Raw genomic sequence first — 26,996 nt, forward strand, 5'->3', positions numbered from 1 at the left:
CAGCCTATCGGGTCACGCCGGTTTCAGGCGCTCCCCAGGTCAGCCTGGATAGACTGGCCCGGTGAGCCTGGAGCTGCTGACCACCCTGCTGATCGTCTCCGCCGTCGTGCACGTCATCGCGCTGGCGGTGATCGTCCGCGCCCTGGTCACCACCCGGCGCCTGCAGGGGGAGATCGCGGAGATCGGTCGCCTCCGTGATCAGCAGGAGGCCGCACCGACCGCCCCGGCCCGTGCCGGCCGCCAGGTGGCCCTGGTGGTCAACCCCACCAAGGCAGAAGCCGACGAGGTCGTCCGGCTGGTGCACTCGGCATGCTCCCGGGCCGGAATGCCCGCCCCGCTGCTGCTGGCCACCACCGCGGAGGACCCCGGCCAGCGGATGGCCGCCGAGGCCCTGGAGAAGGGCGCCGACATCGTCGTCGCCGCCGGCGGCGACGGCACCGTCCGGGCGGTGGCCAAGGAGCTGACCGGCACCGACGCCGCTCTGGGCATCATCCCCATGGGCACCGGGAACCTCTTCGCCCGCAACATCGGGCTCCCCCACCATGACCTGTCCGCCTGCGTGGACGAGGCCCTGCACGGGCTCGCCCACCGTGTGGACACCCTCGACCTGGCCCTGCATCGCGAGGACGGCTCCACGGAGAAGGAGAACTCGCTGGTGATCGCTGGCGGCGGGCTCGACGCCGAAGTCATGAGCGACACCCGCGAGGCGCTGAAGGCCCGGGCGGGGTGGCTCGCCTACGGCGAGGCCGGCATGCGACACGTGATGGGGCGCCGTCGTGCCATCACCGTGGCCGTGGACGACGCCGAGCCGGAGACCCACCGGGTCCGTTCGGTGCTGCTGGCCAACTGCGGGATGCTCCAGGCCGGGATGGTGCTGGTCCCCTCGGCCCGCTTCGACGACGGCATGCTCGACGCGGTGCTGTTCACCCCGCGGCACGCCTGGGACTGGGCGAAGATCATCGCCAAGACCGTCACCCGGTTCTCCGCCGAGATCCCGGTCATGACCGTGCGTCAGGCCCGGGTGAGCACCTTGACCATGGCCGAGCCGCTGCCCTTCCAGATCGACGGCGACGCCGTCGGGGAGGTGGTCGCGGTCGAAGCCCGGGTGCGGCCGGCGTCGTTGACCGTCAACGGGGTGGCGGCGGTGCCGTGGCTGGAGTCCGGACGTTTCACCGTGGACCCCGCCGAGGACTGGGAGCCCACGCACGAGACGCGCGCCTGATCACCGCGAGCGACTGATCACCGGCGGCGCAGCGCCTCGATCCAGGTGCGCGCCGCGGAGAAGGCGGCTTCGCTGACGTCGGCGGTCACCTGCTGGGGACGCTGATCCGCCCGGGGGTAGGAGCCCAGGAAGCGGATCTTCGGCGAGATCCGGTGGACCCCGGCGAGCGCGTCAGCCACCCGGGCCTCGTCGATGTGACCCTCTAGGTCTATGGAGAAGAAGTACTTCCCCAAGCCGTCTCCGGTGGGGCGGGACTCGATGCGGCACAGGTTCACCCCGCGGGTGGAGAAATGCTCCAGCAGCTCCATCAGCGCGCCGGCGCGGTCCTCCGGCAGCGGGATCATGATCGTGGTCTTGTCGGCCCCGGTGGCCTCCGGCACGGGTCCGGGCTTGGAGACCAGCACGAAGCGGGTGACCGCCCCGGCGACGTCCTCCACACCGTGGGCGACGACGTGCAGCCCGAGCTGCTCCGCCACCAAGGGAGCACAGATGGCCGCGTCGGCGGCGTGGTCCTCCTGGAGCAGGGCCCGCGCCCCCGCCGCGGTGGAGGAGGCCGGGATGAACTCGGCATGCGGCACGGACACCTCGGCCCAGCGGCGCACCTGCGCCCACGCGTGGGTGTGGGTGGTCAACGAGCGGATGCGGCTCAGTGTGGTGGGCTCGCGGGAGGCGACCACGAAGGTGATGGGCACCAGCGCCTCGGCGACGATGTGCAGCTGGTGCGCCACCGAGACGGCGTCGAGGGTGGCGGTCACCCCGCCCTCGACCGAGTTCTCGATCGGCACCATGGCGGCGTCGACGGTGCCGTCCTCCACCATGGTCAGCGCGGAGAGCACCGAGGCGGCGGGGACCCGTTCGGCCTCGTGCGCTCCGGGCATCTGCAGCAGGGCGGCCTCGGTGAAGGTCCCGGCGGGCCCCAGGTAGGAGTAGCGGGCGAAGGGCAGGTTCTCAGGCGGCTGGCTCACAGGACCCGGGGCTCCTCTCCGCCGTCGGTCTCCAAGGGCCGGCCGGCCTCCACCCAGCCGTCCATGCCGTCGGCCACGAAGACCGCCGAATACCCCTGGGCGGTGAGCCACTGGGTGATCTGCACCGACCGCCCCCCGGTGCGGCAGATGACGTGGTAGTCCTCATCCGGGTCCAGCTCCGCGTCAAAACGCGCCGGGATCTGGTCCACGGGGATGTGCAGCGCGCCCGGCGCATGGCCGGCGGCGAACTCGTAGTCCTCACGGACGTCCAGCAGGTGGGCGCCCGCGGGCACATCAGCGGCGCGCACGGTCTCGAAGTCCGACATGACTGCCTCCCTGGTGACGGGGACGGGGTCCCGGCATGTGACGATCTGCTCCGCGACGAGACTACCGGCTCCGCCTGTGCGGGCGTGGGCGCGACGCCGTCGGCCCAGCATCCGAGACGGGTGCCGCCCCTGCCGTTTCGGGGCCCGTGGTGCATAGGGTGGCGTCATGAGCCATCGCCCCGATCCGCCCGCCCCTGATCAGGCCCACACCACGGACACCTCCATGACGGACTTCCGCGCCGCGACGGCCGCCCACTGGCGGGCGGCGTTCCTGGCCGGAGACGTGACGGCGGTGGAGCTGGCGACCACCGCACTCACCGCTGCGGCGGCGGCTCCCGGCTGGGCGCGTTCCTCCACGTGGACGCTGAGGCGGCGCTGGCCCGCGCCGCTGAGATCGATGCGGTGCGCGGCCTCGTGCTGGGCACCGGTCGGGACAGGACGGCGCGGCTGAGCGAGCTCTCCGCCCATCATCCGTTGCTGGGGCTGCCCACGGCCTTCAAGGATCTGGTGGACGTCGCCGGGATGCCCACCACGATGGGCACCACGGCGCTGCCTCCCCGAGTGCCGGGCCGGGACGACCCGCTGGCCCGCCGGGTCCACTTCGCCGGCGCGGTCTCCGTGGGCAAGACCCAGGTGCCGGAGTTCGGCCTGCCCTGCTATTCGGAGACGCCCTGGCCGCCCCGTCTCGGAACCCGCTGGACCCAGCCCGGATCTCGGGCGGCTCCACCGGCGGTGGGGCCGCCGCAGTGGCGGCCGGAATGCTGCCGCTGGCCCCGGGCAGCGACGGCGGCGGTTCGGTGAGGATCCCTGCGGCGGCCTGCGGGCTGGTGGGGCTGAAGCCGGGGCGGGGTCGCCTCCCCGATGACGCCGCCTCCACCCGGGTGGAGGACCTGGTGGTCTCCGGACCGATCGCCGAGACCGCCGAGGACGCGGCGCTGCTCTTCGACGTCATGGCCGGGCACCGCTTCGAGGTTCCGGACCGGCCGCGCGGTCGGCGGGCCCGACGGCGCGAGGCAGAGGCCGGCGTCGTGCTGGCGCAGGGGCCGGCTGAGCGCCCAGTGCGACAGGCCCTGGACTCGGGGCTGAGCCCCCTGCGGGTGGGCGTCACCACGGAGTCGCCGTTCAGCCCGGACCTGGACATCGTGCTCGACGAGGATGCGGTGCGAGCCCTGGAGGTGGGGCTCGGACGACTCGAGGCTCTCGGGCACGCACTGCAGGGTCGTTCGCGAGGGGGTCAGGCCGGCGGCCTCACGGGCGACCTCCGGGACCGCCTCTGGCCTGCCGACTATCACCGACATTTCCAGGCGCTGTGGACCTCTCGCCTGGGGCAGGCCGGGTTCACCGGAGACCAGCTGGAGCAGCTCGCTCCGCTGACCCGGCATTTCGTGGAGCTCTCCGCCGAGCGTCCGGAGGAGGAGACGGCGCAGGCCAGGGCCGCGCTGCAGCAGGCCTCCGACCACGCGGAGGATGTTCTGGGCGACTGGGATGTGCTGGTCACCCCGATGCTCGCCTTCCGGGCACCGCCGGTGGGCTGGTTCGCCTCCCTCGACCCCGCCGAGGACTACATTCAGCAGTGCCGGTTCACCCCGTACTCCTCCGTGGTGAACGTGCTGGGCCTGCCCGCGGTCACCGTGCCGGTGCACACCGATGCGGACGGAATGAGCTGGTCGGTGCAGATCATCGGCCGGCACGGGCAGGAGGAGCGGCTGCTCGCCCTGGCGGCGACGATGCAGGCCGGCTGAGCGCTGCGCGGTCTGGAGCATGGCCGGTCTGGAGCATGGCCGGTCAGGAACGTGACGACGCCGGGCCGCCCGGTGGGGCGACCCGGCGTGCCGGATGGTGAGGCATCACAGATGCGGTCAGAACTGGCGGGGGAACGTGAGCACGCGCAGGGCGGCCTGCTCACGGCGCTCCTCGGCCTCCTGGCGCACCATGCGACGACGGTGGACCTCCTGCGGACTCAGCCGCGGGACGCGGCGCACCTGCTCACGCTGGGTGCGCGTCGCCCACTCCACCATGGCGGAACCCACGGAGTGGGCGGCCCGGCGCAGAAGAGACTGATGGAAAGAACTGCTGTGCACGACAGACACTGATGAACTCCAGAGAAGAAAAAGGGCATGAGTAGGCCCAGAAAAAGATGTGTGAGAAGAAAAACTGATCCGGACAGGCGGAATTCAGCTCAAAGTGAGTGAAGACGGCCTGGGCGATGAGGCGTGGAAGTCTCCGCGCACTGCTGCGGAAGAGGACCAAGGACCACGGGGATCAGACGAGCGCAGTCCGTGGAAGCACGGACTTCGCGGGACCGACCGACCGCAGAGGATCTGCGGGAGCCTCAGGCTGGCCGTCCCCGCACACGGGGCCGAACGCGGACGCCGGGGCGCCACGATTCGTGCCGGTGCTGCGGGAAGGCGGCGAGCGTCAGCTCTGCCGTCGCGCGAGAATCACGCGGTGCATCCCTGATAGATGCCGCCGAGGACTCCGCGGGGGTGGGCGATCGCTCGATCGGTCCCGACATCACGCCCGGTCATGCCGGTCGCGCCGGTGCTGTGAGCCAGCTTCTGTGTGATCTTCATGGTGATCGCCCCCTCCTCTCGTCGGATCCTGCGGCACAGGAATGATGCGCTCAACAATAACAGCCCATTCGGCGGTTGTGAACATCTTCGCCGATATTTCCTGGAAATTCTTCGGAAGATTCTTGTGGGTCGCGCGGAAACCTTCCGGACATGACGACGCCGGGACCGCATCTGCGATCCCGGCGCCGCTCAGAGTTCGAGGTTCACACCCCGAAGGACGGACTCACTTCTTGAAGTTGTCGGTGAAGCCCTTGGCGGCATCCTTGAGGTCGCCCGCCGTGTCCTTGACGTTCTCGGCGGTCTCCTTGACCTTGCCCTGGAGGTCCTGGGCCTTGCCTTCGCCTTCGGTGCGCTTGTCACCGGTGGCCTTGCCCGCCGCCTCCTTGGCCTGGCCTGACACCTGGTCCTTCGCGGCGTCGAACTTGTCTCCGAGTCCCATAGTGAACTCCTCTCCGTCGGTGACATGTGGACACGCGTCACGTTACCGGTCAGAAGTTTCGGCGTCATCAGGTGCCGGCAGATTCACAGGAAACGCGCAGACAGCTCCCGACGGCGGCGGAGCCGTGACGCACACGTTCCGGGCACAGGGCGGCCGCGACCCCTCGCCGCCCGGGTCGAGGCGTCAGTACACTCGTCGCACCGCCGCAGACCTCAGGAGCGCCATGAGCCTTCCCGCCGCCCCCGCCGCGCGCCACCGCCGCGTCGCCGAGGACTTCACACGAGTGAGTGCTGCCGTCACGGACTGGGACGCGCCCACTCCTGTGCCCGAGTGGCGAGCCCGCGACGTCCCGCGCCACCTGGTGGAGTGGTCCAGTGAGTTCCTTCGGTCCGTGGACGTCATCCTGACCGCCGGCCCCTCCCCGCTCCATGATCCGCACGGCGCCTGGCGCCACCACCGGGAGCAGATCCAGAGCCTGGTGGACGCCGAGGACGCCGACCGGGATGTCACCCACCCGCAGCTGGGCACGCTGCCGCTGCAGGACATGGTGGATCGCTTCTACACCGCCGACGTCTTCATGCACACCTGGGATCTCGCCGTCGCCACAGGCCAGGACCCGGCCCTGGACGAGGAGCACGCCGAGGCCCTGCTGCAGGGGATGCGCCCGATGGAAGAGGCGATGCGCTCCTCGGGACAGTTCGGCCCGCCGGTCCCCGTCGACGACGACGCCCCCGCCTCCGCGCAGCTCATGGGGTTCATCGGACGTGACCCCCACTGGAGGCCCTGACGACGTCCCGCGGCGCCCCCACCAGATTCTCGATCCTCACCGATCTTCGCGGGGTTCGAGAATCTCGGAGGGGCAGCACGCGACGGGGGCGCCGGAGCATCATCAGGGCTGGAGCGACGTCGGTCGGCCCATGACGATGCGGGGCCACCTGCCCAGCCCGTGCTCCGCTTCTGCGCGCACCCGCGCGGCCAGCTCGGCACCCCAGCGCTCGGGGCTCAGCTCCCGGAATCCGAGCCGCCGATAGTAGGGAGCGTTCCAGGGCACATGGACAAACGTGGTCAGCGTCAGGGCGTCCAACCCTTGCTCTGCGGCCCAGGCCGACGCACGGTCCAGCAGCGCGGCCCCGATCCGGCGCCCGGACCATGCCGGGTCCACGGAGACCTGCTCCACGTGGCCGGCGTCGTCGAGCCGTTCGGCCAGCAGATACCCGACGACGATTCCCTCGCAGACATGCACCCAGGCGGCGCCGGTCGCGACGACGGCGGCGAACTCCTCCGCGGTGACGGCCTCGTCGTCGGCGATGTCCTCCATCGGAGTGCCCACGAAGAGCAGCCCGGCACGATGCTCGATCTGCACCACGGCCGGGTGGTCACCGAGCGTGGCCTCTCTGATGCTGCTGTCCATCTCTCCTCCTCAGCGCCTCTTCCACAGGAGCCTCCGCTGTGCCATGCTCGCCCCATGATCACAGAGCACGCCATCCTTCCGGTCTCCCCCGGCCGCGAGTCCGAGTTCGAGGCGGCGTTCGCCCAGGCGCGACCGCTGATCAGCTCGATGCCGGGCTTCCTGGGCCTGGAGCTGCTGCGCTCCCAGGAGACGCCGGAGGAGTATCTGCTGCTCGTGAGGTGGGAGACGGTGGAGCACCACACCGAGGGGTTCCGCGACTCCCCCGAGTATCAGCGCTGGAAGGCGCTGCTGCACCACTTCTATGACCCGTTCCCCCGCGTCGAGCACTTCACCGAGGTGAGATCATGACCGAGCCCCTGCACGTCGTCGCGCTGCTGTTCCCCCACGTCACCCAGCTGGACTTCACCGGCCCGGCTCAGGTCTTCGCGAAGATGCCCGGGGCCGAGCTGCACGTCGCCGCCGATTCCCTGGACCCGGTGCCCACCGATGCCGGGTTCAGCATTCTGCCCACCACCACGCTGGAGGCGGCCCCGCAGGCCGATGTGCTGTTCGTCCCGGGCGGCCGCGGCACCTTCGAACTGCTGGAGGACGAGCCGACGCTGGCGTTCCTCCGCCGCCAGGCCGCCGAGGCCCAATGGGTGACCAGCGTGTGCACCGGCTCATTCCTGCTGGGCGCGGCCGGGCTGCTGCGCGGGCGGCGGGCCACCAGCCACTGGGGCTCCCTGCATCTGCTGGAGCGTCTGGGGGCGATCCCCACCGCGGAGCGGGTGGTCCGCGACGGCCCGGTGATCACGGCTGCGGGCGTCTCGGCCGGCATCGACTTCGCCCTGCGGCTGACCGCGGAGATCCACGGCGACGACGTCGCCAAGCGCCTGCAGCTGCTGCTGGAGTATGACCCCGAGCCGCCGTTCGACGCCGGCGCGCCGTCCCGTCCCGACGCCGATGACGAGCTCGCCCAGGCGCAGATCTCCGCCACCACGGAGCTGCGCGGAGACGTCGTCGAGCGGGCCGCGGCACGGCTGACGGGGGACTGAAGCCCGGAGTTCAGACGAGCGGGATCAGGCGCCTGGCCGCGGGGCTACCTCGTCGGGAACGGGCTCGTCCCGCGCCTCAGGCGGCAGTGCCGTACCGCGCATCCGGGCGACGGCGCTCATCCCATGGTGGATGGCCAGGGCGGCGAAGCTGCCCAGGGCGATGCCTTCGAAGACGATCTGGCCGAACTCCATGGTGAAGTTGGCGATGGCGATGACCAGCGGCACCCCGGCCACGGCCAGGTTGATGGGGTCGGCGAAGTCCACGCGGTTCTGCACCCAGATGCGGACACCGAGGATGCCGATCATCCCGTAGAGAACGGTGCCCGCACCGCCGAGCACCCCGGCGGGGACGGTGGCGATCACGGCCCCGACCTTGGGCAGCAGCCCCAGCGCGATGGCGAAGAGCCCGGCCACCCAGTAGGCGGCGGTCGAGTAGACGCGCGAGGAAGCCATGACGCCGATGTTCTCCGCGTAGGTGGTGGTGCCGGATCCTCCGCCGGAGCCGGCGAGCATGGTGGCCACCCCGTCGGCCATCAGGGCCCGGCCGGTGACCGGGTCCAGGTCACGGCGGGTCATCAGCGCCACGGACTTCACGTGGCCGACGTTCTCGGCCACCAGCACCAGGACCACCGGCAGGAACAGCCCGATGGTGCCCACATGGAAGCTCGGTGCGGTGAAGTCCGGCAGACCGAACCAGGCGGCGTCGCCGACGCCGGAGAAGTCGACCTCCCCGCGCAGCACCGCCACCAGGTAGCCGACGAGCACGCCCACGAGGATGGCCAGCCGGCCCAGCAGCCCACGGAACAGCACCCCGGCGAGCAGCATCGCCACGATCGTCACCGTGGCGGTCACGGGCTCGACGTTGACGTTGTTCCAGGCCGCAGGGGCCAGGTTCAGTCCGATGAGCGCGACGATCGCACCGGTGACCACCGGCGGCATGAGCAGCTGGATCCACCGGGTGCCGGCCACATGGACGATGAGTCCGACCAGGAACAGTCCGGCCCCGGCCATCACGATGCCGCCAAGCGCCCCGGACATTCCGTACTGGCCCATGGAGGCGCCCACCGGGGCCAGGAACGCGAAGGAGGACCCCAGGTAGGAGGGCACGCGTCCAGCGGTGATGATGAGGAAGAGGATGGTGCCCAGCCCGGAGAACAGCAGCGTGGTCGAGGGCGGGAAGCCGGTGATCAGCGGCACCAGGAAGGTGGCGCCGAACATGGCCACCACGTGCTGCATGCCGATGCCGGTGGTGCGGCCCCAGCTGAGCCGCTCGTCGGGGGCGACGACGTCGCCGGGGCGGACGGTGCGCCCGTCGCCGTGCAGGGTCCAGCCGAGGCCAGGGATGAGAGTCTTGGTCACAGACATGCACCTTACCGGGACGGGATGACCCGGAGATCACGGAGGCCGACCCGCCATGCAGCTCGAGATCGCCGTCCAAGACGTGGCAGGAATCCAGGTGGCCCACGACCACGGCGCTGACCGGGCCGAACTGTGCCAGGCGCTGGTCACCGGAGGGCTGACTCCGACGTCGGGCATGATCCGCCAGGCGGTCGAGCTGGGACTGCCGGCCCGCCCGTTGATCCGTCCGCGCGGCGGCGGATACCTCTACTCCTCTGCCGAGGTCGCCGTGATGCGCCAGGATGTGCCGGCGCTGCGGGAAGCTGGTGCGGCAGGAGTGATCGTCGGCGCGTTGGACGATCACGGGCTGGACCATCCCGCCCTGCGCCGGTTGGTCGAGGCGGCCGACGGGCTGCCGGTGGTGGTCCACCGGTGTGTGGATGTGCTGCTCGCCGCCGGGCTCACCACGCCGCCGCAGCTCGTCGAGGAGCTGCTGGACCTCGGCGTCAGCGGGGTGCTCACCTCCGGAGGAGCCGCGACGGCGCCCGAAGGGACCAGCGTCATCGGTCAGCTGGCGGAGGCCGGTGCGGGCCGGCTGGAGATCATCGCCGGCGGCGGGGTCCGCGCCGCGCATGTGGCGGGCCTGGCGGAGGCCGGCGCCGACGTCGTCCATCTCTCGGCCGGCTCCCCGGTCACCCACGGATCCCCGGGGCCGGGAGGAGGGGAAGGATCGTATGTCACCACCGACGCCGCGCTGGTGCAGGCGGCACGGTCCGCCGTCGACGCCGCCTGACAGTTCGATCCGGCATATCGTGCCTCTCCTCACATCCCCTTGACACGGTTTGCCGAAATTCAGATCACAGCACAATCACAGTATTTGATGAGATCTGCGATTCTTGCGTCGTCGTGGCGGATCCCACTCACCGCAAGGATGCCGCGCCACGGGGAAAGCCCGCAGGAAAAGCCAGCAGGGGGTGTTTTCACCCCGATTTCACCGGGGTCAGGGTTGATCTGTCTGTGTGGCTCACTACTGTGGAACCGATGTCGAACTCCGCAGACACCCCTGCCCAGAACGGGGAACGTGTCGAGATCCGCACCCTCGAGGTGACCGACGGCGCCGCCCTGTGGCGGCTGGCCGCCGGCACCGGCGTGCTGGATGTCAACACCCCGTACGCCTACCTCCTGTGGGCCCGCGACTTCGCCGACACCTCCGTGATCGCGCTCGTCGACGGCCAGCCCGCAGGATTCATCTCCGGCTATCACCGGCCGGGGGACCCCGAGACCCTGTTCATCTGGCAGGTCGCGGTGGACTCCGCCTTCCGCGGACGCCGCCTGGCCTCCCGGATGCTCGCCGACGTCGTGGCACGCTCCGGCGCCTCCCGACTGGAGACCACGATCACCGCGGACAACGCCGCATCGATCGCGCTGTTCACCGGGCTCGCCCGCGACCAGGGTGCCGAGATCACCCGATCCGACCTCTTCACGGAGGAGCTGTTCCCGCCGTCCTCCGAGACCGGCGAGGAGCACGCGGCCGAGGACCTCTACACGGTCTCACCGCTGAACACCTCTGACAGCTGAGCCCGGCGCCGTCGACGCACCGACCCCCGACGTCCACCTGACCCCCGAGCGGCGGAGAGACCTCCGCCGCGCCATCAAGGAGACCAGCACCATGGCCACCGACATCTTCGAAACTCGTGAATCCCAGGTCCGCAGCTACTGCAAGAACTGGCCCGCCGTGTTCGAGAAGTCCTCGGGCGCGTACCAGTTCACCGAGGACGGCTCCCGCTACCTGGACTTCTTCTCCGGCGCCGGCGCCCTGAACTACGGGCACAACCACCCGGAGCTGCGGGACCTGGTGGTGGACTACGTCGCCAACGACGGCGTCACCCACTCCCTGGACATGAAGACCCCGGCCAAGCGCCGCTTCCTGGAGACCTTCGAACGGATCATCCTGGAGCCGCGGAACCTCGACTACAAGGTCATGTTCCCCGGCCCCACGGGCACCAACACGGTGGAGGCCGCGCTGAAGCTGGCCCGCAAGGTGACCGGCCGCCAGCACATCCTGTCCTTCACCAACGCGTTCCACGGCATGACGCTGGGTTCGCTGTCGGTGACCGGCAACTCGATGAAGCGCCGCGGCGCCGGCATCCCGCTGACCAACTCCTCGAAGATCCCCTATGACGACTATTTCGACGGCGACATCCCGGACTTCATCTGGCTGGAGAAGGTCCTCGAGGACTCCGGCTCCGGCGTGGACAAGCCCGCCGCCGTCATCGTGGAGACCGTGCAGGGCGAGGGCGGCCTGAACGCCGCCCGCATGGAGTGGCTCAAGGGCCTCTCCGACCTGCTGCGCCGTCACAAGATCCTGCTGATCATCGACGACGTCCAGGCCGGCTGCGGCCGCACCGGCACGTTCTTCTCCTTCGAGAAGGCCGGCATCACCCCGGACATCGTCTGCGTGTCCAAGTCCATCTCCGGCTACGGCCTGCCGATGGCGCTGACCCTGTTCCGCCCGGAGCTCGACGTCTGGGAGGGCGGAGAGCACAACGGCACCTTCCGCGGGAACAACCTCGCCTTCGTCACCGCCGCCCGCGCCCTGGAGCTGTTCTGGGCCGACGACTCCTTCGAGAAGGAGCTGGCCGGCAAGATCGACGAGCTGCGCGAGGGTCTGGAGCAGATCGCCGGGCATGTGAAGGGCGCGACCCTGCGCGGCCGCGGCTTCCTCTCTGGCATCTGCTTCCCGGACCCGGACACCGCCGGCAAGGTGGCCGCCGAGGCCTATAAGCGCAACCTGCTGGTGGAGACCTCCGGTCCGGAGGACGAGGTCGTCAAGGTCATGCCGCCGCTGACCATCGACTCCGAGGACCTGCAGAAGGGCCTGAAGGTCATCGAGGACGCCGTCCTGGCCGCCACCGGCCAGATGGGCGAGCCTTCGCGGGTGCGCCCCCCGCACTGATCGGAGAGCCCGGAGCGGCCCCCGCGGTGCGCGTCCCCGCCGGGGCCGCTCCGGCGCGCTAGACTCCGGGCCAGCACTCGCCCCACCGACCGTCCTCAGCTGACAGGAGACCTGCATGTACACGCTGCACATCGACGACCTCAACGACACCGAGCGCGACATCCGCCACGGCAACTGGCGTTCGCGCCGGATGGTCCTGGGCAAGGAGAAGGTCGGCTTCTCCTTCCACGAGACCACCATCTTCGCCGGCACCACCAGCGAGTTCTGGTACGCCAACCACGTGGAGGCCGTCTACTGCGTCGGCGGCAAGGGCACGCTGACGAACCTGGAGACCGGCGAGAAGCACGACATCACCGACGGCTTCCTGTACCTGCTCGACGGCCACGAGAAGCACCGCGTGGAGGTCGAGGAGGAGCTGCGCATGATCTGCGTGTTCAACCCGCCGGTGACCGGCAAGGAAGTCCACGACGAGAACGGCGTGTACCCGCTGATCATCGAGGACTGACCTCCTCCTTCAGCGCTCTGACCTCGCACGTCTGAGCACCACGACGGCGCCCGTCCCGGCACTTCCGGGGCGGGCGCCGTCCTCAGTGGGGTCGCTGCCCTACCAGGGCGGCGCCGAACGCGGCGGCCAGCGAGCCGGCAGGCAGGGTCTCCACGCGGTCAGCGAGCCGCAGAGAGGCCAGGAAGTGCGAGGCCGTCGCCTCCTGCTCGAGGACCTCAGCAACTGGATCGAGAAGGCGGCCCCCCAAGGCGGCCACGCCTCCCCCCAGGACCACAGTGGAGACATCCAGGGACAGTGTGAGCACCCGCACCGCCGAAGCCACGGCCCAGGCGATCTCTCCACGCATGCGCTGCGCCCAGCGATCGCCGGCCTCTGCCGCGTCAAAGACCTCATGCACGGCCCCTGCGCCAGGACGGCCCCACCGCCTCGCCACGGCTCCACCGCCGGCGTAGGCCTCGATGCAGCCCCGCTGGCCACAGGCACACAGAGGTCCCGTGGGGTCGATGGACAGGTGGCCGATCTCGCCCGCCACGCCGGCAGATCCACGCCACAGCTCACCGTTCAGCACAGCACCCGCGGCCACGCCGGTGCCCAGGTTCAGATACCCCAAGGCCTCATCCACGCCGCCCCGGAGGGCATACGCCCCCAGAGCCGCCGCCTTGACGTCGTTCTCCACACTGACGGGCACCGCGGTCACCCGCTCAAGGAGCTCCCGGAGATCCAAGTCCTGCAGCCCCAGATTGACCGCGTGCCGTACGACTGACCCTCCAGGATCGACCTGCCCGGGCATGCCGATACCGATCGACCGAACGTCGCCGGCCGTACACTGGTCCGTCAGTCCGCGAAGAGCTGTCCGGATCGTCTCCAGCACACCTGCGGCCCCGGGCTGAGTGGGCAGCCGGATACGCGCGACGAGGGAGTCGTGAGCATCGAGCGCGACGGCGTCAGTCTTCGTCCCGCCCACATCGAGTCCGACTCGCACCGTGGAGGCTCGGTCAGTCTGCGGCACTGACAGGGGCGTCATGAGACGCCCAGCTCAGATTCCAGGACCATGACGAGCCCGCCCCGCAGAACGATGTCATCACTGTCGGCCGGCAGGCGCATCCTCACCTGCGTGTGGAATCGACCCAGGATCCGACTGCGCAGCGCCTCCTGCGCGGCGTCGAGGAACGTCCCCTCCAGGAGGCTCCGGGGGCCGGCGACGACCACATCGGAGAGGTTCAGCGCGCCGACGATGGGCGCCAGCAGGATCCCGAGCTTGGTTCCGGCGCCGCTGAGCACGTCCTCGATCGGACGGCCCGCTCGTTCCGCCTCCTGCACCAGCTCACCCAGCCGCGGCACCGAGATCCACGACTCCAAGCATCCGCGCTTGCCGCACACGCATTCCGGACCGCCGCCCTCACCCACCGGCACATGGCCGATCTCACCGGCGGCGTTGTATCGACCGACCACGAGTTCGCCACGGATCATGAGCGCCCCGCCGACACCGCGTCCCACACGGACGAGGAACATGTCAGGGTCACCGCCCCCGAGGGTCTGCTCCGCCAGCGCCGCGGCATTGGCATCATTGCGGACCACCACAGGCACGCTCAGCTCCCGGTGCAGCAGGTCCCTCAGCGGGACGCCGTCCCAGCCGATGTTGGGCGCCGTCAGCACCACGCCTTGGTCCGAGACGACTCCGGGTGTGCCGACACCGACGCCCAAGACTCGACGATCCGCCAGGGCCAGCAGGTTGCGCGCCAATGCGAGGACCGTCGCCTGCGCCTGGTCGCTGGTCTCCCGCCCCCGGCGGGGCTCTTCGAGGCGGGCGAGAATCGTGCCGGTCAGGTCCATCACCGCACCGCGGTAGGCCTCGGCGCCCGAGAGATCCAGCGAGATGACCTGCAGACCTTCCCGGTCCAGGTCCACCAGGACTCCCGGCTTCCCCGGTCCGGAACGCGCCCTGGGGCCCTGCTCCACGACGACCTCTCGCGCGATCAGCTCGCCCACGAGTCCGGAGGCGGTCACGCGGGTCAGCCCTGTTGCTCGCGCAAGATCCGCACGGCTCATCGGCCCGGCGTGGAACAGCTCCCGCTGCACGAGGGCCAGGTTATGCACCCTCACGTGCTCCGGCAGAACGGGGCCTGCGGGTCGTGCGCTGCGGGACTGCGGCCCGGAAGGGCGTGCCAGAGAACTCATGTTTGTAAGTATGACTTACAAAGCGGCGCGACCACCAGGGCAGGAGCCAACTCGATTCGAGCACTGTCCCCTGAATCAGAAGGGAGAGTGCCACGTGGCGGACTTCACATGACTTCGGTCCAGCCTCTTCCATTTTGTTAGTAAAGGCTCCATACTTTTTCCTACGACGGCCTGCACCCCTCGACGAGGGGCGCAGCACCCGGCATCTCGCACCGTGAAAGGACCACTCATGCGACGGCTCCCCCACCTGGCACTCGCCTCCACTCTGACGTTGACCCTGGCCGCCTGTGGCGCAGGCGGCGGGAACACCGGCGACGACGCCGAGTCCGCCGACCTCACCATCTGGTTCATGGAGGACTCTGTTCCCGAAACCGCCCAGGAGTGGCTCGTCGACGAGTTCGAGACGAGCTATGAAGGCTCCACACTGACCGTGCAGATGCAGCCGTGGGCAGGCGTCGTGGAGCTCCTGCAGACCTCGCTGCCTGACAGTTCGCAGACCCCGGACCTCGTCGAGATCGGCAACACCCAAGCCTCCACCTTCACCTCCGTCGGGGCCTTCTCCCCGGTCGACGACCTCCTCGAGGAGCTCGGTGGAGACTCGCTGATCGAGTCTGGCCTGGAAGCCGGCACCTGGGAAGGGACGACGTACGCCCCGCCGCTCTACGCAGGCTCGCGCATCATCTTCTACAGGCAGGACCTACTCGACGCCGCCGGAATCGACGTTCCGACCACGTTGGACGAGCTCAACGAAGCGGCGATCGAACTGAACGAGGCCAATCCGGAGGACACCGACGGATTCTCCGGAATCTACCTGGCCTCCTCCGACCCCAAGACGCTGGAGGGCTGGCTGTTCACCTACGGCGGCGACTATGCGACTCAGCACGACGACGGCACCTGGGAAGGCACGCTCTCCTCCCCAGAGTCTCAGGAGGGCCTCCAGGCCGCGCAGGACCTCATGGAGCGCGGATCCGAGTATGTTTCGGATCCGAATGAAGCCGTGCCGGTGGCCTACGAGCTGTTCAACTCCGGGAAGATCGGCTTCTACTCGGGCTCGCCCTGAAGGAGTACGACATCGACGAGGAGCTCTGGGAGAGCGGTGACGCCCAGGTGATGGCCCTGCCCGGCACCGACGCCGACACTCCCGGCACCACGTTCGCAGGAGGGTCCAATGTCGCCATCTCGGCCGCGTCGGCACACCAGGAGCTCTCCCGCGAGGTACTCAGGCTCATCTACTCCGATGACTTCCAGACGATGCTCGCCGCAGACGCGGGCTGGGTGCCCGGCAACCTGGACCACGCCTCTGCACTGGAGGGGCACAGCGCCGAGGCGTTCCAGGAGGCCGTGGCACATTCCCAGCTGACCCCCAACACACCGTCGTGGGGTGTGGCTGACAGCGCCCAGCTCCCCCTGGAGATCTGGACACGCATCGCAGACGGGGAGGACGTCGAGGACATCGCCGCCGACGTGGACGCTCAGCTCGAAGAGATCCTCAACGACTGATGGCGACCCTGACCCCCACCACCTCTCCCCCCGGGACCGTCCCCCGGGACTCGTCCCCAGGGCGGGGTGACGTCTCCAGAAGAGCGCGCCGTCGGCAGGCCTTCCTCCCTTTCCTGCTGCTCGCGCTCCCCACAGGCCTGGTCATGCTGGCCCTCGGGTACCCCATGGCGCGGCAGCTGGTGATGTCCTTCCAGGAGTTCGGCATCGCCCAACAGTTCGGGCAGCCTGCCGAATGGGTCGGGTTCGCCAACTATCAGGCGATTCTGACAGACACCTACTTCTGGGTCGTCACGGTGCGCACACTCGCGTTCACCGCCGTGGCCGCGGGGCTGACCATGGTGGTCGGCGTCGGCCTGGCCGTGCTGATGCAGCGCGTCGCCACCGGAGTGCGCGTGGCACTGCAGCTGGCGCTGCTCTTCGCCTGGGCCACGCCGGTGATCGCCGCCGTCGCCATCTGGAAGCTCATGGCAGATCACCGGCATGGTGTGGTGAATGCCGTGCTCTCCGGAGCCGGCCTGACCGGCTTCGACGGATTTCATTGGCTGCAGGCTGGAACGACGCCTTTCCTCATCGTCGCAGCGACGGTGGTCATCTGGGCGAGCACGCCGCTGGTCACACTGGCCACCTACGCCGCACTGAGTCAGGTGGACGAGTCCGCGGTGGAGGCCGCCCAGATCGACGGCGCGAGCACGCCACGGATCCTGTGGCACATCGTGCTGCCGATCATCCGCCCCGTGCTGATCCTGATGGCCATCCTCCAGGTGATCTGGGACCTGCGGGTGTTCGCACAGATCTACTCCCTGCAGCAGACGGCGGGGAACACCACGGACACCAACCTGCTGGGGACCTACATCTACCAGACAGGCATCGCCGGCGGCGACTACGGCATGGCCTCCGCTCTGGCCATGGTGATGCTCCTGCTCCTGCTGGCGCTGACCTGGCGCTATGTGAGAATCCTCGGCCGACAAGGAGATCTCCGATGACGTCGACCACACCGCTGCGTCCGCGCCGGACCGCGAGTCGGCAGGCACTGAACATCACAGCACTCGCCGTCGCCCTGCTCTGGATCTTCCCCATCTACTGGATGGTGAACGTGTCCTTGCAGCCGAATGCGCAGATGCGTCTCGAAGGCCCCACCTGGGTGCCGCTCGACTTCACTCCGGACGCCTACCTGGGAGTCTTGTCCGACAGCTCCTTCTGGACGGCGATGCGGATGAGCATGCAGGTCAGCCTGCTCGCCGTGGCTGTCGCGCTGTTCTCCGCCACGTTGGCCGCGGTCGCGCTCAGCCGATTCCGGTTCCGGAGTCGCACCGCAATCATCATCACTGTGCTGGTCGTCCAGATGATTCCCGCCGAGGCCCTGTTCATCTCCCAGTTCCGCATGCTCTCCGGCTGGGGGCTGGTGAACACGACCCTTGGGCTCTCGCTGCTCTACGTCGGCACCGTGATGCCGTTCATCGTCTGGATGCTGAAGGGCTTCGTCGACGGCGTCCCGGTGGACCTGGAGGAGGCTGCCATGATCGACGGCTGCACCAAGGTGGGGGCCTTCTTCCGCGTCACGTTTCCGCTCCTGGGCCCGGGCCTGGTGGCCACAGGAGTCTTCGGCTTCCTGGTCTCGTGGAATGAGTTCACACTGGCCCTCGTGATGCTCTCATCCGGCGGGAGGGTGACTCTGCCGGTCTGGCTGCAAGGGTTCCAGGAAGGGATGAGCGGCACGGACTGGGCCGGCATCATGGCCGGTTCAGCACTCATCGCGATCCCGGTGCTGATCCTGTTCAGCATCGTCCAACGACGCATGGCCTCCGGAATGGTCTCCGGTGCAGTCAAGGGCTGACACGGCCCCGCAGTGCTCCCCATCCCCCCACTCACCCGTCCTCACTCGACACCCGGCCCTCGCCACCTCAAGAACCCAGGAGCCCCCGTGACGCACACTTCAGTCTTCCCCCAGCCTCGCCAGCTCACTGAGCTCTCCGGTCCGGCCCCTGGCCCTCACGCGGAGGTCCTCGTCACCCGTGACGCCGACCTGCCGCCCCAGGGCTTCCGCCTGGAATACGCTGAGACGGTCCGCATCGCCTATTCCGACGCCGCCGGACTGCGCTATGCCCAACGGGCCCTCGACCAGCTGCGCGGCACCCCGGCGGAGCAGCAGCAGGCCGTGCTGATCGAGGACTGGCCCGACATCCGCCGCCGCGGATTCATGCTCGACGTCAGTCGGGACCGTGTCCCGGAACGCTCGACGCTGCTGCGCCTGATCCACATCCTCTCCCTGGCCCGGTACAACCAGCTGGAGCTCTACACCGAGCACAGCTTCACGTACTCGGGGCACGAGGAGGTCTGGCAGGACGCCTCACCGCTGACTCCTGAGGATCTCCGCTGGCTCGACGACCTCTGCGCCGCACACGGCATCGAGCTGGTGCCCAACCAGAACACCTTCGGGCACTGGGAGCGTTGGCTGGCCCACGAGCGCTACCTCCCGCGGGCCGAGAACCAGGAACCCCAGGAGTTCGCCGGGCGCCTGCGCCCGCCGTCCACCCTGGCGCCCACAGAGGAGAACGCGGAGTTCGTCACCGAGCTGCTGGAGGAGCTGACGCCTCACTTCAGGTCGGATCGGCTCAACATCGGCGCTGACGAGACCTGGGAACTGGGCACCGGGGTCAGCCGCGAGCGGGTCTCACAGCAGGGGCTGGGCCAGGTCTTCCTGGACTACGTCGCCAGAGTCGCGGCCCCGTGGACCTCGCGGGGCCATCAGGTGGAGTTCTGGTCCGACATCCTGGGCAGCTACCCGGAGCTGATGGACCGGGTTCCGGAGGGCACCGTGCCTGTCGTCTGGCTCTATGACTCTCCGGATCACATCGCCACCGTGATCGACCACATGAGCGAGGCGGAGAGGGAGTTCAACGAGGCGCACGGCGTCGACACGGAGCAGCTGAGGAACTTCACCGCCCGCGCGCAGGCGCTCATCGACGCGGGCGTGCCGTTCTGGGTCGCGCCGGGCACGGGCAGCTGGCTGTCCTTCATCGGGCGCCTGGACAACGCGGTGGGCAACATCATCGACGCCGTCGAGACCGCAGGGCGGAACATGGCACCCGGATTCCTCCTCACCAGCTGGGGAGACTGTGGACACTTCGATCCTCTGGTCGTGTCCTATGCGCCCATCCTGTTCGGCGGGGCGGCCAGCTGGCATCTGGAGAGCAACCGCGAGACCTCTGAGCTCCTGGGAGACATTCTGGATCGGCACGTCTTCCAGGACCAGCAGGGCGTGCTGGGGCCGACCGTGGTCCGACTGGGCCGGGTCGCCGGTGAGCTCGACGCCGCCGTCGCCAATTCCAGCCCCCTGTTCCGTGCGGTGCAGCAACCGGAGGCGCTGGAGGCGCACCAGGTGCCCTCCGTGGAGTGCCTGGATGCCGCGGCAGAGACGATCCACTCGGCGTTGGCCACCCTGGGCTCCTCACGTCCGGCGAGCTCGAAGGCCCCGTGGTCCTCGAGGAGATCGCCCAGGCAGCTCGTTGGGCGCAGTTCGGCGTCGACGTGCTGCGCAGTGATCTCTTCCGCGGCGGGGCACTCCAGGACTCGGAGGACACCTCTGCGACCGCTCGCGACGAAGCTCGCAGACTTCTGGATCGCCTGGAGAAGCTCCTCGCGGAGCAGCGCAGAGTCTGGATGCTGTCCTCCCGACCGGGCGGTCTGGACGACAGCATCGACCGGTTCTCTTCTCTGCGGCGCCGGCTCGTCCGTCTCGCTCAGCTGCCGCAGCCGGCCCGTCAGGCGCGGACACTGTGACTCACGTAACGTGATACGATTCACAGCGGCGGGCTCCTCCTGGGAGTGGCCGGCCACTTCATAACACTTTTCACAACGGATCGTCGGGCACGTACCTGCCCGTGAAAGGGAAATATCACCATGGCCTCTGTGACCTATGACGCCGCGAGCCGGATCTACACCCCCGGTGCTCGCCCCGCCATCAATCAGCTCCAGCTGGACATCGCCGACGGCGAGTTCCTCGTCCTCGTGGGACCCTCCGGCTGCGGAAAGTCCACCGCACTCCGCATGCTCGCCGGCCTCGAGGAGGTCAACGAGGGCCGCATCCTGATCGGCGGTGAGGACGTCTCCCACGTCTCCCCCAAGGACCGCGACATCGCCATGGTCTTCCAGAACTACGCGCTGTACCCGCACATGTCGGTCGCAGAGAACATGGGCTTCGCTCTGAAGATCGCGGGCGTGTCCAAGGATGAGCGCGCCAAGCGCGTCAAGGATGCCGCGAAGCTGCTGGACCTCGAGCCCTACCTGGACCGCAAGCCGAAGGCCCTCTCCGGTGGTCAGCGTCAGCGTGTGGCCATGGGCCGCGCGATCGTCCGCTCCCCCAAGGTCTTCCTGATGGACGAGCCGCTGTCCAACCTGGACGCCAAGCTCCGCGTGCAGACCCGCACCCAGATCGCTGCCCTGACCCGCAAGCTCGCCGTCACCACCGTCTACGTGACTCACGACCAGGTCGAGGCCATGACCATGGGTGACCGCGTCTGCGTGCTCAAGGACGGCGTGCTCCAGCAGGTCGACTCCCCGCGCAACCTGTATGACACTCCCGCCAACGTGTTCGTCGCCGGGTTCATCGGCTCTCCGGCCATGAACCTCTTCCAGGTGGAGCACGACGGCGAGGCCCTCATCCTCGGCGGTGAGCGCTACGTGATCCCGGACGGGTCGCTGAAGAAGACCAGCAGCAACAAGGTCACCCTGGGTGTGCGCCCCGAGGACATCCACATCGACCCCGAGCACGGCATCGAGATGGTCGTGGACCTCACCGAGGAGCTCGGCGCAGACGCCCACATCTTCGGCTCGCCGGAGGGCCTCGAGTCCTTCCAGCCGCTGGTGGTCCGCGTGGACGGCCGTCGTCCTCCGCTCAAGGGCGACCACGTCAAGGTGGTCCCGCAGATGGACCACATCCACCTCTTCGACGCCGAGACGGGCCTGCGCCTCAACGGCGAGATCCCGGAGAACACCCCGCACGCGCAGCTGGCGGACGTCGAGGCACTCCAGGACGAAGAGGGCGAGTGAGCCCAGGCCGCTCCTGACCTGAACCACCGCTGAGGGCGGGTCCCGGATGATCCGGGGCCCGCCCTCAGCGCAGCTCACGGCCTGGTGGCGTCATCCCCTAGGCTGAGGCCATGAAACAGCTGCTCTCCGTGATCGTGACCATCATCCTGGTCATCGTCGCCATCCGTGTGGTCCTCTGGATCCTGGGTGCGGCGATGAGTCTGGCCGCCAACCTCATCTTCATCGCACTGATCGTCGCCGCCGTGATCTGGCTGATCCAAGCGGTGACATCCAAGCGCTGACAGACCCTGACCCTCAGCCCACCAGCTTCTCCAGCAGCGCCCTGGCCCCCTGCTCCCGCAGGATGGTCAGGGCTTCTGCATACGGGCGCGTGAAGGCATCGTGCGCCACCAGGTCCCCGAAGAGCTCCTCGTCGCGCAGGAAGGCGAGGAGGTCGTCGTCGTGCTGGGCGGCGGCGGCCATGACCCGCTCCCGCAGCCGGTCCACCACGGGCCATTCCTCCCCGTTCTCGCCCACCCCTTCGGCATAGCGGGCCCAGGAGGCGACGACGGCGGCGCAGGCGGTCACGTCCCGCCCGGCGGCGAGGTTCTCCCGGATCACCGGCACCATCCAGGTGGGGATGCGGTCCGAGGATTCGGCGGCCAGCCGGGCCAGGGTGTCCCGGACGTGTTCGTTGTCGAAGCGGGCGATCAGCTGGTCCTTGTACTGATCCAGGTCGATCCCGGGCACGTCGGGGACGGTCGGCGTCCCTTCGCCGTCCATGTAGTTCTCCCGCGTGAAGCGGACGAGCAGCTCGTCGCGGCAGGCCTCGTGGGCGTAGGTGTGGCCCAGCAGGAGCCCGAAGTAGGCGATCACCTGGTGGCTGCAGTTCAGCAGGCGCAGCTTCATCAGCTCATAGGGTTCGACGTCGTCGACCATCTGCACCCCTGCCTCCTCGAAGGCGGGGCGTCCGGCGGGGAAGCGGTCCTCCAGCACCCACTGCAGGAAGTCCTCGCTGACCACGGGCCAGGCGTCGTCGACGCCGAAGTCTTCCGCGACCATGGCGCGGTCCGCCTCGGTGGTCACCGGGGTGATCCGGTCCACCATGCAGTTGGGGAAGGCGACGTGCGCCTCGATCCAGGCGGCCAGGTCGGCGTCGCGCAGCCGGGCGAAGGCCAGGATCATGCGTTGCGCGAGGTCGCCGTTGCCGCGGATGTTGTCACAGCTGAGCACAGTGAACGGCTCCGCTCCTGCCTCCCGACGACGGCGCAGGGCCTCGACGATGAAGCCGAAGAGCGTCTCCGGGGCGTCACTGGCACCGCGGGCGAGATCCCGGGCCACCGCCGGGGTGTCGGCCAGGAACTCCCCGGTGCTGGGGTTGTAGTTGTATCCGCCCTCCGTGACGGTCAGCGAGACGATGCGGATGTCCCTGTCGGTCATCCGCGCCAGGACCGCCTCGGGGTCGTCGGGGGCGTAGAGGTACTCGGCGAGGGCGCCGATGACCCTGGCGTCGCGGGAGCCGTCAGGCGCGGTGGAGACCAGGGTGTAGAGCCCATCCTGGGAGGTCAACGCATCACGCATCCGCACGTCGCCGGGCAGCAGCCCCACCCCGCAGATCGCCCAGTCGGCGGCGTGCCCGGCAGTGAAGAGCCGATCCAGGTACAGGGCCTGGTGTGCGCGATGGAATCCCCCGACGCCGAAGTGGACGATCCCGACCCGACGGTCCTGCAGCGGATATCCGGGAGTGTGGAGCACTTCCCCGGAGGGAGTCTCGCGACCCAGGTCGGCGACAGTGCGGGCGGACAGAGGCGTGGCATCGGTCATGACGTTCCTTCAGAGACGGGAGGTCGATGTGACCGCCACCATATCAAATGAGTGATACTGACTGCTCATGTGAGCGCAGGAGCGCACTCACCAGGGGGGGGCAGCGGGCCGGCAGTTTCATGCACACCCCTTGGATGTGCCGAGGAAGCGACACGACACTGAGTCTCACAGGAATGGAGAGAAGATCCATGCACAAGCGCACGGCCTTTGCAGCGAGAGTGGGCATTGCATCTCTCGTACTGACCTCCCCTGCTCACGCGACTGACGCAGATTTCGGCCCTCTTCACCAGCCCACCAGCACATGGAGCTCCGAGATCGAACAGCCCGTTCGATGAACCAGAATCCTCGTGTCGTCGCTGCCGCCCTCAACGCTGTCGGCTCGGCGCACCGCTTCTGGCATGGACCTCCTTCGGTCCCACCCAGTATCAGCTCCCCGCTATAGCCTACGGCGCGGTCTGACTGAGCATTCTCGTCATCGCCGGACTGGCTGCGTGGATCTCTCGCCGACCTGAGGATCCGATTCACCCGCCCATCACACCTCTGCCGAAGGCAGCGCGCTCCTCAGCCCCACGTGGTGATCCACGAGCCCCTGTGGCACCGGCACATGAGACATCAGGATCACGCTGCGGGAGCCGTCACTCATCCCCGATCCTGCCGCCGCCCCGAGCAGATCCCGGATGAGCTGGTCCCCCAGCTCGGGGTCCACGTGTGCGGTGGGCTCGTCCAGCACCAGCACCTCCGCCCGGGAGAGCAGCCCGCGGGCCACCGCGATGCGCTGCGCCTGACCGCCGGAGACCAGCGCTCCCTCGCGGCCCACCCGGGTGTCCAGACCGTCACGGGCTCGTGCCCACTCCCCCAGGCCGACGGCCTCCAGAACCTCCCAGAGCTGGCTGTCAGCACACCCCTCCGGCCCCTCGGGATGGGCGAAGCTCAGATTGGCCCGCACCGTCGCGTCGAACAGGTGCGCCCTCTGCTCGATCAGACACACCCGACGCCGCACCGCGGCCGGAGACAGCTCACGGATCTCCACACCGTCCAGCCGGCATGAGCCTCATGCTCCAGCAGCCGCACCAGCGCCTGCGCGAGCGCCGACTTCCCTGACCCGCTGGGGCCGGTGACCAGCGCCCGCTCCCCGGGCGCCAGCCGCAGATCCACCGGCCCCGCCGTCGCCACCTGCTGGCCCGGCCAGCGGACCGTCACCCCCTCGAGCTCCAGCAGGACGCCGACGGCGGGGGGCGCACCAGCCACAGCCACCGCGCCGGCGTCGTCGCCATCGTCGTCGCCGTCATCGGCCGGGATCTCCTCCGGCCGGGACTGCTCGGTGAGCTCCGCGATGCGCGCCGCCGAGGCGCGCACCCGCCGTCGGGCGGACCAGGCGGCCGGCACCGCGGCCGCGACCTCGAAGACCGCCACGGCACAGAGCCAGCACCGCCAGCACCGGGCCGTCCACCGATCCGGGACTGAGCACGAACTCCGGCCCCAAAGGGGCGCTGGGCTGCACCCCCGGGACGGCCAGCAGCAGCATCGCCAGTACGGCGGCGCCGGTCAGCCCCGTCAGCACCGCGGAGACGACGCCGGCACCGGCGGAGGCGCGCAGCTCGGCGGTCCGCAGCCGCGCGTCGGCCCGCTCCACCCGCCGAATATGCTCGTCGGCGGCACCGTAGGCCAGCAGCACCTCAACATCGGTGGCCAGGTCCGCGACCTCATCGGCCAGCTGCCCCCGCAACGCGGCGGTGCGCCGCTCCGCGGACCCGCTGATCCGGGCGTTGAGCCAGGTCCCAGCCACCAGGGCGAGCGCCAGCAGCACTGCGAGCGCCGCCGCGGCCGACGGGGAGAACCACGCCAGCCCGGCCAGGGTCGCCAGGACCACCACGGCGGAGGAGGCCAGCGGCTGGATGACACGGGTGGGCAGGTCCAGCAGCTGGTCCACATCGCGGACCAGCCGGGAGAGCAGGTCCCCACGCCCGCGGTCGGCCAGACCGGCCGGGGCCAGCGGCATCAGCCGCTCCACCAGGCCTACCCGCAGCGTGCTCAGCGCGCGGAAGGCGGCGTCGTGGGAGCTCAGCCGCTCCAGGTAGCGGAAGAACGCCCGGGACAGGGCGAAGGCCCGGACGCCCACCACCAGCAGACCCAAGTAGAGGATGGGCGGCTGCTCCGCGGCACGCGTGATCAAGTACGCCGAGAGCCCCAGCAGCAGCACCGCGCTGAGTCCGGACAGCGCCCCCAGCGCCACACCGGGAGCCAGGCTGCGCCACCTGGGACGGGCCAGGGCGAGAATGCTCATCGCAGCGCCTCCTGCCGCGCGTCGGTGAGCCGATGCACGGCATCGGCGGCCTCCAGCACAGCGGCCGATGGCTGATCACCAGGACGATGTGTCCGGCGTCGGCCTCGGCCCGCAGCAGGTCGATCAGCAGCCGCTCCGCATCCTCGTCCAGGGCGGCGGTGGGCTCGTCCAACAGCAGCACCGGGCAGCGTCGGACCCGGGCCCGGTGGACCGCCCGGGCCACCGCCACGCGGTGCGCCTGTCCGCCCGAGAGCCCGCTGCCGTGGACTCCGAGGCGATGGTCCAGGGACAGGCCGTCCAGCCCGAGCATGTCGAGGATCTCTCGAGCCTGGTCACGGTCCGGGCCCCGCTCACCGAGGGCGATGTTCTCCCCCACCGTGCCGGCACGCAGGCCGTGCCGCTGACCGGTCCAGGCGACGTCGTCACGGCTGGGCCGCCGCTCGGTGCCGTCCACCGCGCGCAGGGTGATCTCCCCGGTGTGGTCCACCAGCCCGACGACGGCGGCTGCCAGCGTGGACTTCCCCACCCCCGACGGTCCGGCGAGCGCGGTGATCCGGCCCGACTCGGCGGCGAGGCTCACGCGGTCGAGGCGGAGAGTCTCACCGTGCCCCACCTGGACGTCCCGGCATACCAGCGCCGCAGCAGGCGGCGGCCCCTCGCCCGAGACTGGCTCGGCATCGACCCCCGGCTCGGCCCGCCGCTTCGGCCTCCAGCAGTGCGAAGACCTCCTCGGCGGCGGCGATGCCGTCGGCGGCCGCGTGATACTGGGCGCCGACCTGCCGCAGCGGCGCGTAGGCCTCCGGGACGATGAGCAGCACGAACAGACCCACGAAGAGCCCCAGCTCGCCGTCGATCAGCCGCACACCCACCGAGACCGCCACCAGCGCCACCGAGAGGCTGGCGGCCAGCTCCAGCACGAACCCGGAGAGGAAGCTGACCCGCAGCACCCGCATCGTGGCGCCGCGATGCTGGTCGGTGAGCCGACGCAGGTTCTGCCGCTGCCGGTGCTGCCGGTTGAAGATCTTCAGCGTGGCGAGCCCCTCCACCAGGTCCAGATAGGCGGTGCCCAGGCGGTCCAGTCGGCGGCGCTGCTGCTGCTGCGCGGACTGGGTGGACCAGCCCACCAGCACCATGAACACCGGCACCAGCGGCATGGTCAGCGCCACGATCACCGCCGTGGTCAGATCCTGGGTGGCCAGCACGCCCAGCAGGATCGGCACCGCCAGGACGGTGAGCACCAGCTGCGGCAGGTACCGCGAGAAGTAGGCGTCCAGGGCGTCCAGCCCGGAGCCCAGCACGGTGACCGCCTGAGCCGGGCCAGCTGAGCCGCCGCCAGCAGAGCCGCCGCCGTCGTGGCACCCGTGCACCAGCGCCTCTGCGGCCTGACGGCGCAGCTGGGACTTCACCCGTGCC

General features: G+C 69.5%; 32 protein-coding genes and 1 pseudogene. 17 read left to right on the top strand and 16 right to left on the bottom strand.

Translation table 11 applies throughout. The features are described from left to right. Nucleotides 1-61 precede the first annotated feature (61 nt). The gene (locus BCY76_RS10180) at nt 62-1,222 is read left to right on the top strand and encodes a diacylglycerol/lipid kinase family protein (RefSeq protein ID WP_070159730.1); all 1,161 of its coding nucleotides are present in this window, start codon (nt 62-64) and stop codon (nt 1,220-1,222) included. A 17-nt stretch (nt 1,223-1,239) separates the two neighbouring features. On the opposite strand, the gene pheA is transcribed toward BCY76_RS10180, so the two are convergent. The 3 genes from pheA to BCY76_RS18115 form a co-directional block, all read right to left on the bottom strand. After that, complete coding sequence (gene pheA, locus BCY76_RS10185) at nt 1,240-2,187, bottom strand: prephenate dehydratase (RefSeq protein WP_272896834.1); 948 nt, start codon at nt 2,185-2,187, stop codon at nt 1,240-1,242. Beyond that, the gene (locus BCY76_RS10190) at nt 2,184-2,513 is read right to left on the bottom strand and encodes a rhodanese-like domain-containing protein (protein WP_070159728.1); all 330 of its coding nucleotides are present in this window, start codon (nt 2,511-2,513) and stop codon (nt 2,184-2,186) included. Before BCY76_RS10190 ends, pheA begins: the two co-directional genes overlap by 4 nt. A 198-nt stretch (nt 2,514-2,711) precedes the next feature. Continuing rightward, nucleotides 2,712-2,870: a hypothetical protein gene (locus BCY76_RS18115; RefSeq protein ID WP_170922655.1), complete on the bottom strand. Its 159-nt coding sequence runs from the start codon at nt 2,868-2,870 to the stop codon at nt 2,712-2,714. Between BCY76_RS18115 and BCY76_RS19940 the strand changes: the two genes are divergently transcribed. Then, nucleotides 2,871-3,314, top strand: coding sequence for an amidase family protein (locus BCY76_RS19940; RefSeq protein ID WP_170922656.1), 444 nt, complete (start codon nt 2,871-2,873; stop codon nt 3,312-3,314). Continuing rightward, a complete protein-coding gene (locus BCY76_RS10200) occupies nt 3,224-4,255 on the top strand; it encodes an amidase family protein (RefSeq protein WP_272896837.1) in 1,032 nt (343 codons plus the stop codon). The genes BCY76_RS19940 and BCY76_RS10200 overlap by 91 nt, the downstream gene beginning before the upstream one ends. 117 nt (nt 4,256-4,372) lie before the next feature. Here the strand turns inward: BCY76_RS10200 and BCY76_RS18120 are convergent, their stop codons facing one another. From BCY76_RS18120 to BCY76_RS10210, 3 genes are all read right to left on the bottom strand, one after another. Then, nucleotides 4,373-4,594, bottom strand: coding sequence for a hypothetical protein (locus BCY76_RS18120; protein ID WP_170922657.1), 222 nt, complete (start codon nt 4,592-4,594; stop codon nt 4,373-4,375). Nucleotides 4,595-4,954: 360 nt separating this feature from the next. After that, nucleotides 4,955-5,086, bottom strand: coding sequence for a hypothetical protein (locus BCY76_RS19945; protein ID WP_272896835.1), 132 nt, complete (start codon nt 5,084-5,086; stop codon nt 4,955-4,957). A 223-nt stretch (nt 5,087-5,309) separates the two neighbouring features. Beyond that, nucleotides 5,310-5,525, bottom strand: a complete 216-nt coding sequence (locus BCY76_RS10210; RefSeq protein ID WP_070159724.1) for a CsbD family protein — start codon at nt 5,523-5,525, stop codon at nt 5,310-5,312. A 223-nt stretch (nt 5,526-5,748) separates the two neighbouring features. Between BCY76_RS10210 and BCY76_RS10215 the strand changes: the two genes are divergently transcribed. After that, entirely contained in the window at nt 5,749-6,312 is a 564-nt protein-coding gene (locus BCY76_RS10215) for a TIGR03086 family metal-binding protein (RefSeq protein WP_070159722.1), read from the top strand. Nucleotides 6,313-6,414: 102 nt separating this feature from the next. On the opposite strand, the gene BCY76_RS10220 is transcribed toward BCY76_RS10215, so the two are convergent. Then, nucleotides 6,415-6,936, bottom strand: a complete 522-nt coding sequence (locus BCY76_RS10220; protein ID WP_070159720.1) for a GNAT family N-acetyltransferase — start codon at nt 6,934-6,936, stop codon at nt 6,415-6,417. 54 nt (nt 6,937-6,990) lie between these two features. Here BCY76_RS10220 and BCY76_RS10225 point away from each other — a divergent pair, with 54 nt between their 5' ends. Both BCY76_RS10225 and BCY76_RS10230 read left to right on the top strand, forming a co-directional pair. After that, the gene (locus BCY76_RS10225) at nt 6,991-7,284 is read left to right on the top strand and encodes an antibiotic biosynthesis monooxygenase family protein (RefSeq protein WP_070159718.1); all 294 of its coding nucleotides are present in this window, start codon (nt 6,991-6,993) and stop codon (nt 7,282-7,284) included. Continuing rightward, nucleotides 7,281-7,970, top strand: a complete 690-nt coding sequence (locus BCY76_RS10230; RefSeq protein ID WP_070159717.1) for a DJ-1/PfpI family protein — start codon at nt 7,281-7,283, stop codon at nt 7,968-7,970. The genes BCY76_RS10225 and BCY76_RS10230 overlap by 4 nt, the downstream gene beginning before the upstream one ends. 24 nt (nt 7,971-7,994) lie before the next feature. Here BCY76_RS10230 and BCY76_RS10235 read toward each other — a convergent pair whose 3' ends face one another. Beyond that, nucleotides 7,995-9,335, bottom strand: a complete 1,341-nt coding sequence (locus tag BCY76_RS10235; protein WP_070159715.1) for a uracil-xanthine permease family protein — start codon at nt 9,333-9,335, stop codon at nt 7,995-7,997. A 49-nt stretch (nt 9,336-9,384) separates the two neighbouring features. On the opposite strand from BCY76_RS10235, the gene BCY76_RS10240 reads away from it, so the two are divergent. From BCY76_RS10240 to BCY76_RS10255, 4 genes are all read left to right on the top strand, one after another. Beyond that, the gene (locus BCY76_RS10240) at nt 9,385-10,101 is read left to right on the top strand and encodes a copper homeostasis protein CutC (protein ID WP_070159713.1); all 717 of its coding nucleotides are present in this window, start codon (nt 9,385-9,387) and stop codon (nt 10,099-10,101) included. A 248-nt stretch (nt 10,102-10,349) separates the two neighbouring features. Beyond that, nucleotides 10,350-10,886, top strand: a complete 537-nt coding sequence (gene ectA, locus BCY76_RS10245) for a diaminobutyrate acetyltransferase (protein ID WP_070159711.1) — start codon at nt 10,350-10,352, stop codon at nt 10,884-10,886. A gap of 91 nt (nt 10,887-10,977) precedes the next feature. Continuing rightward, nucleotides 10,978-12,264, top strand: coding sequence for a diaminobutyrate--2-oxoglutarate transaminase (ectB, locus tag BCY76_RS10250; protein WP_070159709.1), 1,287 nt, complete (start codon nt 10,978-10,980; stop codon nt 12,262-12,264). Nucleotides 12,265-12,379: 115 nt separating this feature from the next. After that, entirely contained in the window at nt 12,380-12,769 is a 390-nt protein-coding gene (locus BCY76_RS10255) for an ectoine synthase (protein WP_070159707.1), read from the top strand. Between the two features lie 82 nt (nt 12,770-12,851). Here the strand turns inward: BCY76_RS10255 and BCY76_RS10260 are convergent, their stop codons facing one another. Together BCY76_RS10260 and BCY76_RS10265 are read right to left on the bottom strand one after the other, a co-directional pair. Then, nucleotides 12,852-13,793, bottom strand: a complete 942-nt coding sequence (locus BCY76_RS10260; RefSeq protein WP_336582077.1) for an ROK family protein — start codon at nt 13,791-13,793, stop codon at nt 12,852-12,854. Next, entirely contained in the window at nt 13,790-14,947 is a 1,158-nt protein-coding gene (locus BCY76_RS10265; protein WP_070159705.1) for an ROK family transcriptional regulator, read from the bottom strand. The genes BCY76_RS10260 and BCY76_RS10265 overlap by 4 nt, the downstream gene beginning before the upstream one ends. Nucleotides 14,948-15,176: 229 nt before the next feature. Between BCY76_RS10265 and BCY76_RS10270 the strand changes: the two genes are divergently transcribed. The 7 genes from BCY76_RS10270 to BCY76_RS18125 all read left to right on the top strand — a co-directional run bounded on the left by BCY76_RS10270 (nt 15,177) and on the right by BCY76_RS18125 (nt 21,777). Continuing rightward, nucleotides 15,177-16,007 (top strand): extracellular solute-binding protein, encoded by an 831-nt coding sequence (locus BCY76_RS10270; RefSeq protein WP_201791113.1) that lies wholly within the window; start codon nt 15,177-15,179, stop codon nt 16,005-16,007. A 50-nt stretch (nt 16,008-16,057) separates the two neighbouring features. Continuing rightward, nucleotides 16,058-16,447: a hypothetical protein gene (locus tag BCY76_RS18610; protein ID WP_201791114.1), complete on the top strand. Its 390-nt coding sequence runs from the start codon at nt 16,058-16,060 to the stop codon at nt 16,445-16,447. Beyond that, nucleotides 16,447-17,430, top strand: a complete 984-nt coding sequence (locus BCY76_RS10275) for a carbohydrate ABC transporter permease (RefSeq protein WP_083277448.1) — start codon at nt 16,447-16,449, stop codon at nt 17,428-17,430. Before BCY76_RS18610 ends, BCY76_RS10275 begins: the two co-directional genes overlap by 1 nt. Then, the gene (locus tag BCY76_RS10280) at nt 17,427-18,281 is read left to right on the top strand and encodes a carbohydrate ABC transporter permease (RefSeq protein ID WP_070159704.1); all 855 of its coding nucleotides are present in this window, start codon (nt 17,427-17,429) and stop codon (nt 18,279-18,281) included. Before BCY76_RS10275 ends, BCY76_RS10280 begins: the two co-directional genes overlap by 4 nt. An 87-nt stretch (nt 18,282-18,368) precedes the next feature. Next, nucleotides 18,369-20,291, top strand: a complete 1,923-nt coding sequence (locus BCY76_RS10285) for a beta-N-acetylhexosaminidase (protein ID WP_139827729.1) — start codon at nt 18,369-18,371, stop codon at nt 20,289-20,291. 56 nt (nt 20,292-20,347) lie between these two features. Continuing rightward, nucleotides 20,348-21,496 (top strand): ABC transporter ATP-binding protein, encoded by a 1,149-nt coding sequence (locus BCY76_RS10290; protein WP_070159702.1) that lies wholly within the window; start codon nt 20,348-20,350, stop codon nt 21,494-21,496. Between the two features lie 110 nt (nt 21,497-21,606). Continuing rightward, nucleotides 21,607-21,777: a hypothetical protein gene (locus tag BCY76_RS18125; protein ID WP_170922658.1), complete on the top strand. Its 171-nt coding sequence runs from the start codon at nt 21,607-21,609 to the stop codon at nt 21,775-21,777. 13 nt (nt 21,778-21,790) lie between these two features. On the opposite strand, the gene BCY76_RS10295 is transcribed toward BCY76_RS18125, so the two are convergent. The 6 genes and pseudogenes from BCY76_RS10295 to BCY76_RS10310 form a co-directional block, all read right to left on the bottom strand. Further along, nucleotides 21,791-23,299: a mannitol dehydrogenase family protein gene (locus BCY76_RS10295; RefSeq protein WP_070159700.1), complete on the bottom strand. Its 1,509-nt coding sequence runs from the start codon at nt 23,297-23,299 to the stop codon at nt 21,791-21,793. Nucleotides 23,300-23,831: 532 nt separating this feature from the next. Then, nucleotides 23,832-24,329 carry an ATP-binding cassette domain-containing protein gene (locus BCY76_RS19340; RefSeq protein WP_070159698.1) on the bottom strand — a complete coding sequence of 166 codons (498 nt, stop codon included), beginning with the start codon at nt 24,327-24,329 and terminating at the stop codon, nt 23,832-23,834. After that, on the bottom strand, nt 24,278-24,655 hold the full coding sequence (locus BCY76_RS19345; RefSeq protein WP_237090092.1) for an ATP-binding cassette domain-containing protein: 378 nt from the start codon (nt 24,653-24,655) through the stop codon (nt 24,278-24,280). The genes BCY76_RS19340 and BCY76_RS19345 overlap by 52 nt, the downstream gene beginning before the upstream one ends. Continuing rightward, nucleotides 24,585-25,583, bottom strand: coding sequence for an ABC transporter transmembrane domain-containing protein (locus BCY76_RS19350; RefSeq protein ID WP_237090093.1), 999 nt, complete (start codon nt 25,581-25,583; stop codon nt 24,585-24,587). Before BCY76_RS19350 ends, BCY76_RS19345 begins: the two co-directional genes overlap by 71 nt. Nucleotides 25,584-25,749: 166 nt before the next feature. Continuing rightward, a pseudogene (locus BCY76_RS20730) lies at nt 25,750-26,196 on the bottom strand (ATP-binding cassette domain-containing protein); the annotation flags it as partial. Beyond that, on the bottom strand, nt 26,183-26,996 hold an 814-nt coding region (locus BCY76_RS10310), incomplete at its 5' end, for an ABC transporter transmembrane domain-containing protein (protein ID WP_272896836.1). The pseudogene BCY76_RS20730 and the gene BCY76_RS10310, both read right to left, overlap by 14 nt.

Source organism: Nesterenkonia sp. PF2B19, from assembly GCF_001758425.2.
GTDB lineage: Bacteria > Actinomycetota > Actinomycetes > Actinomycetales > Micrococcaceae > Nesterenkonia > Nesterenkonia aethiopica.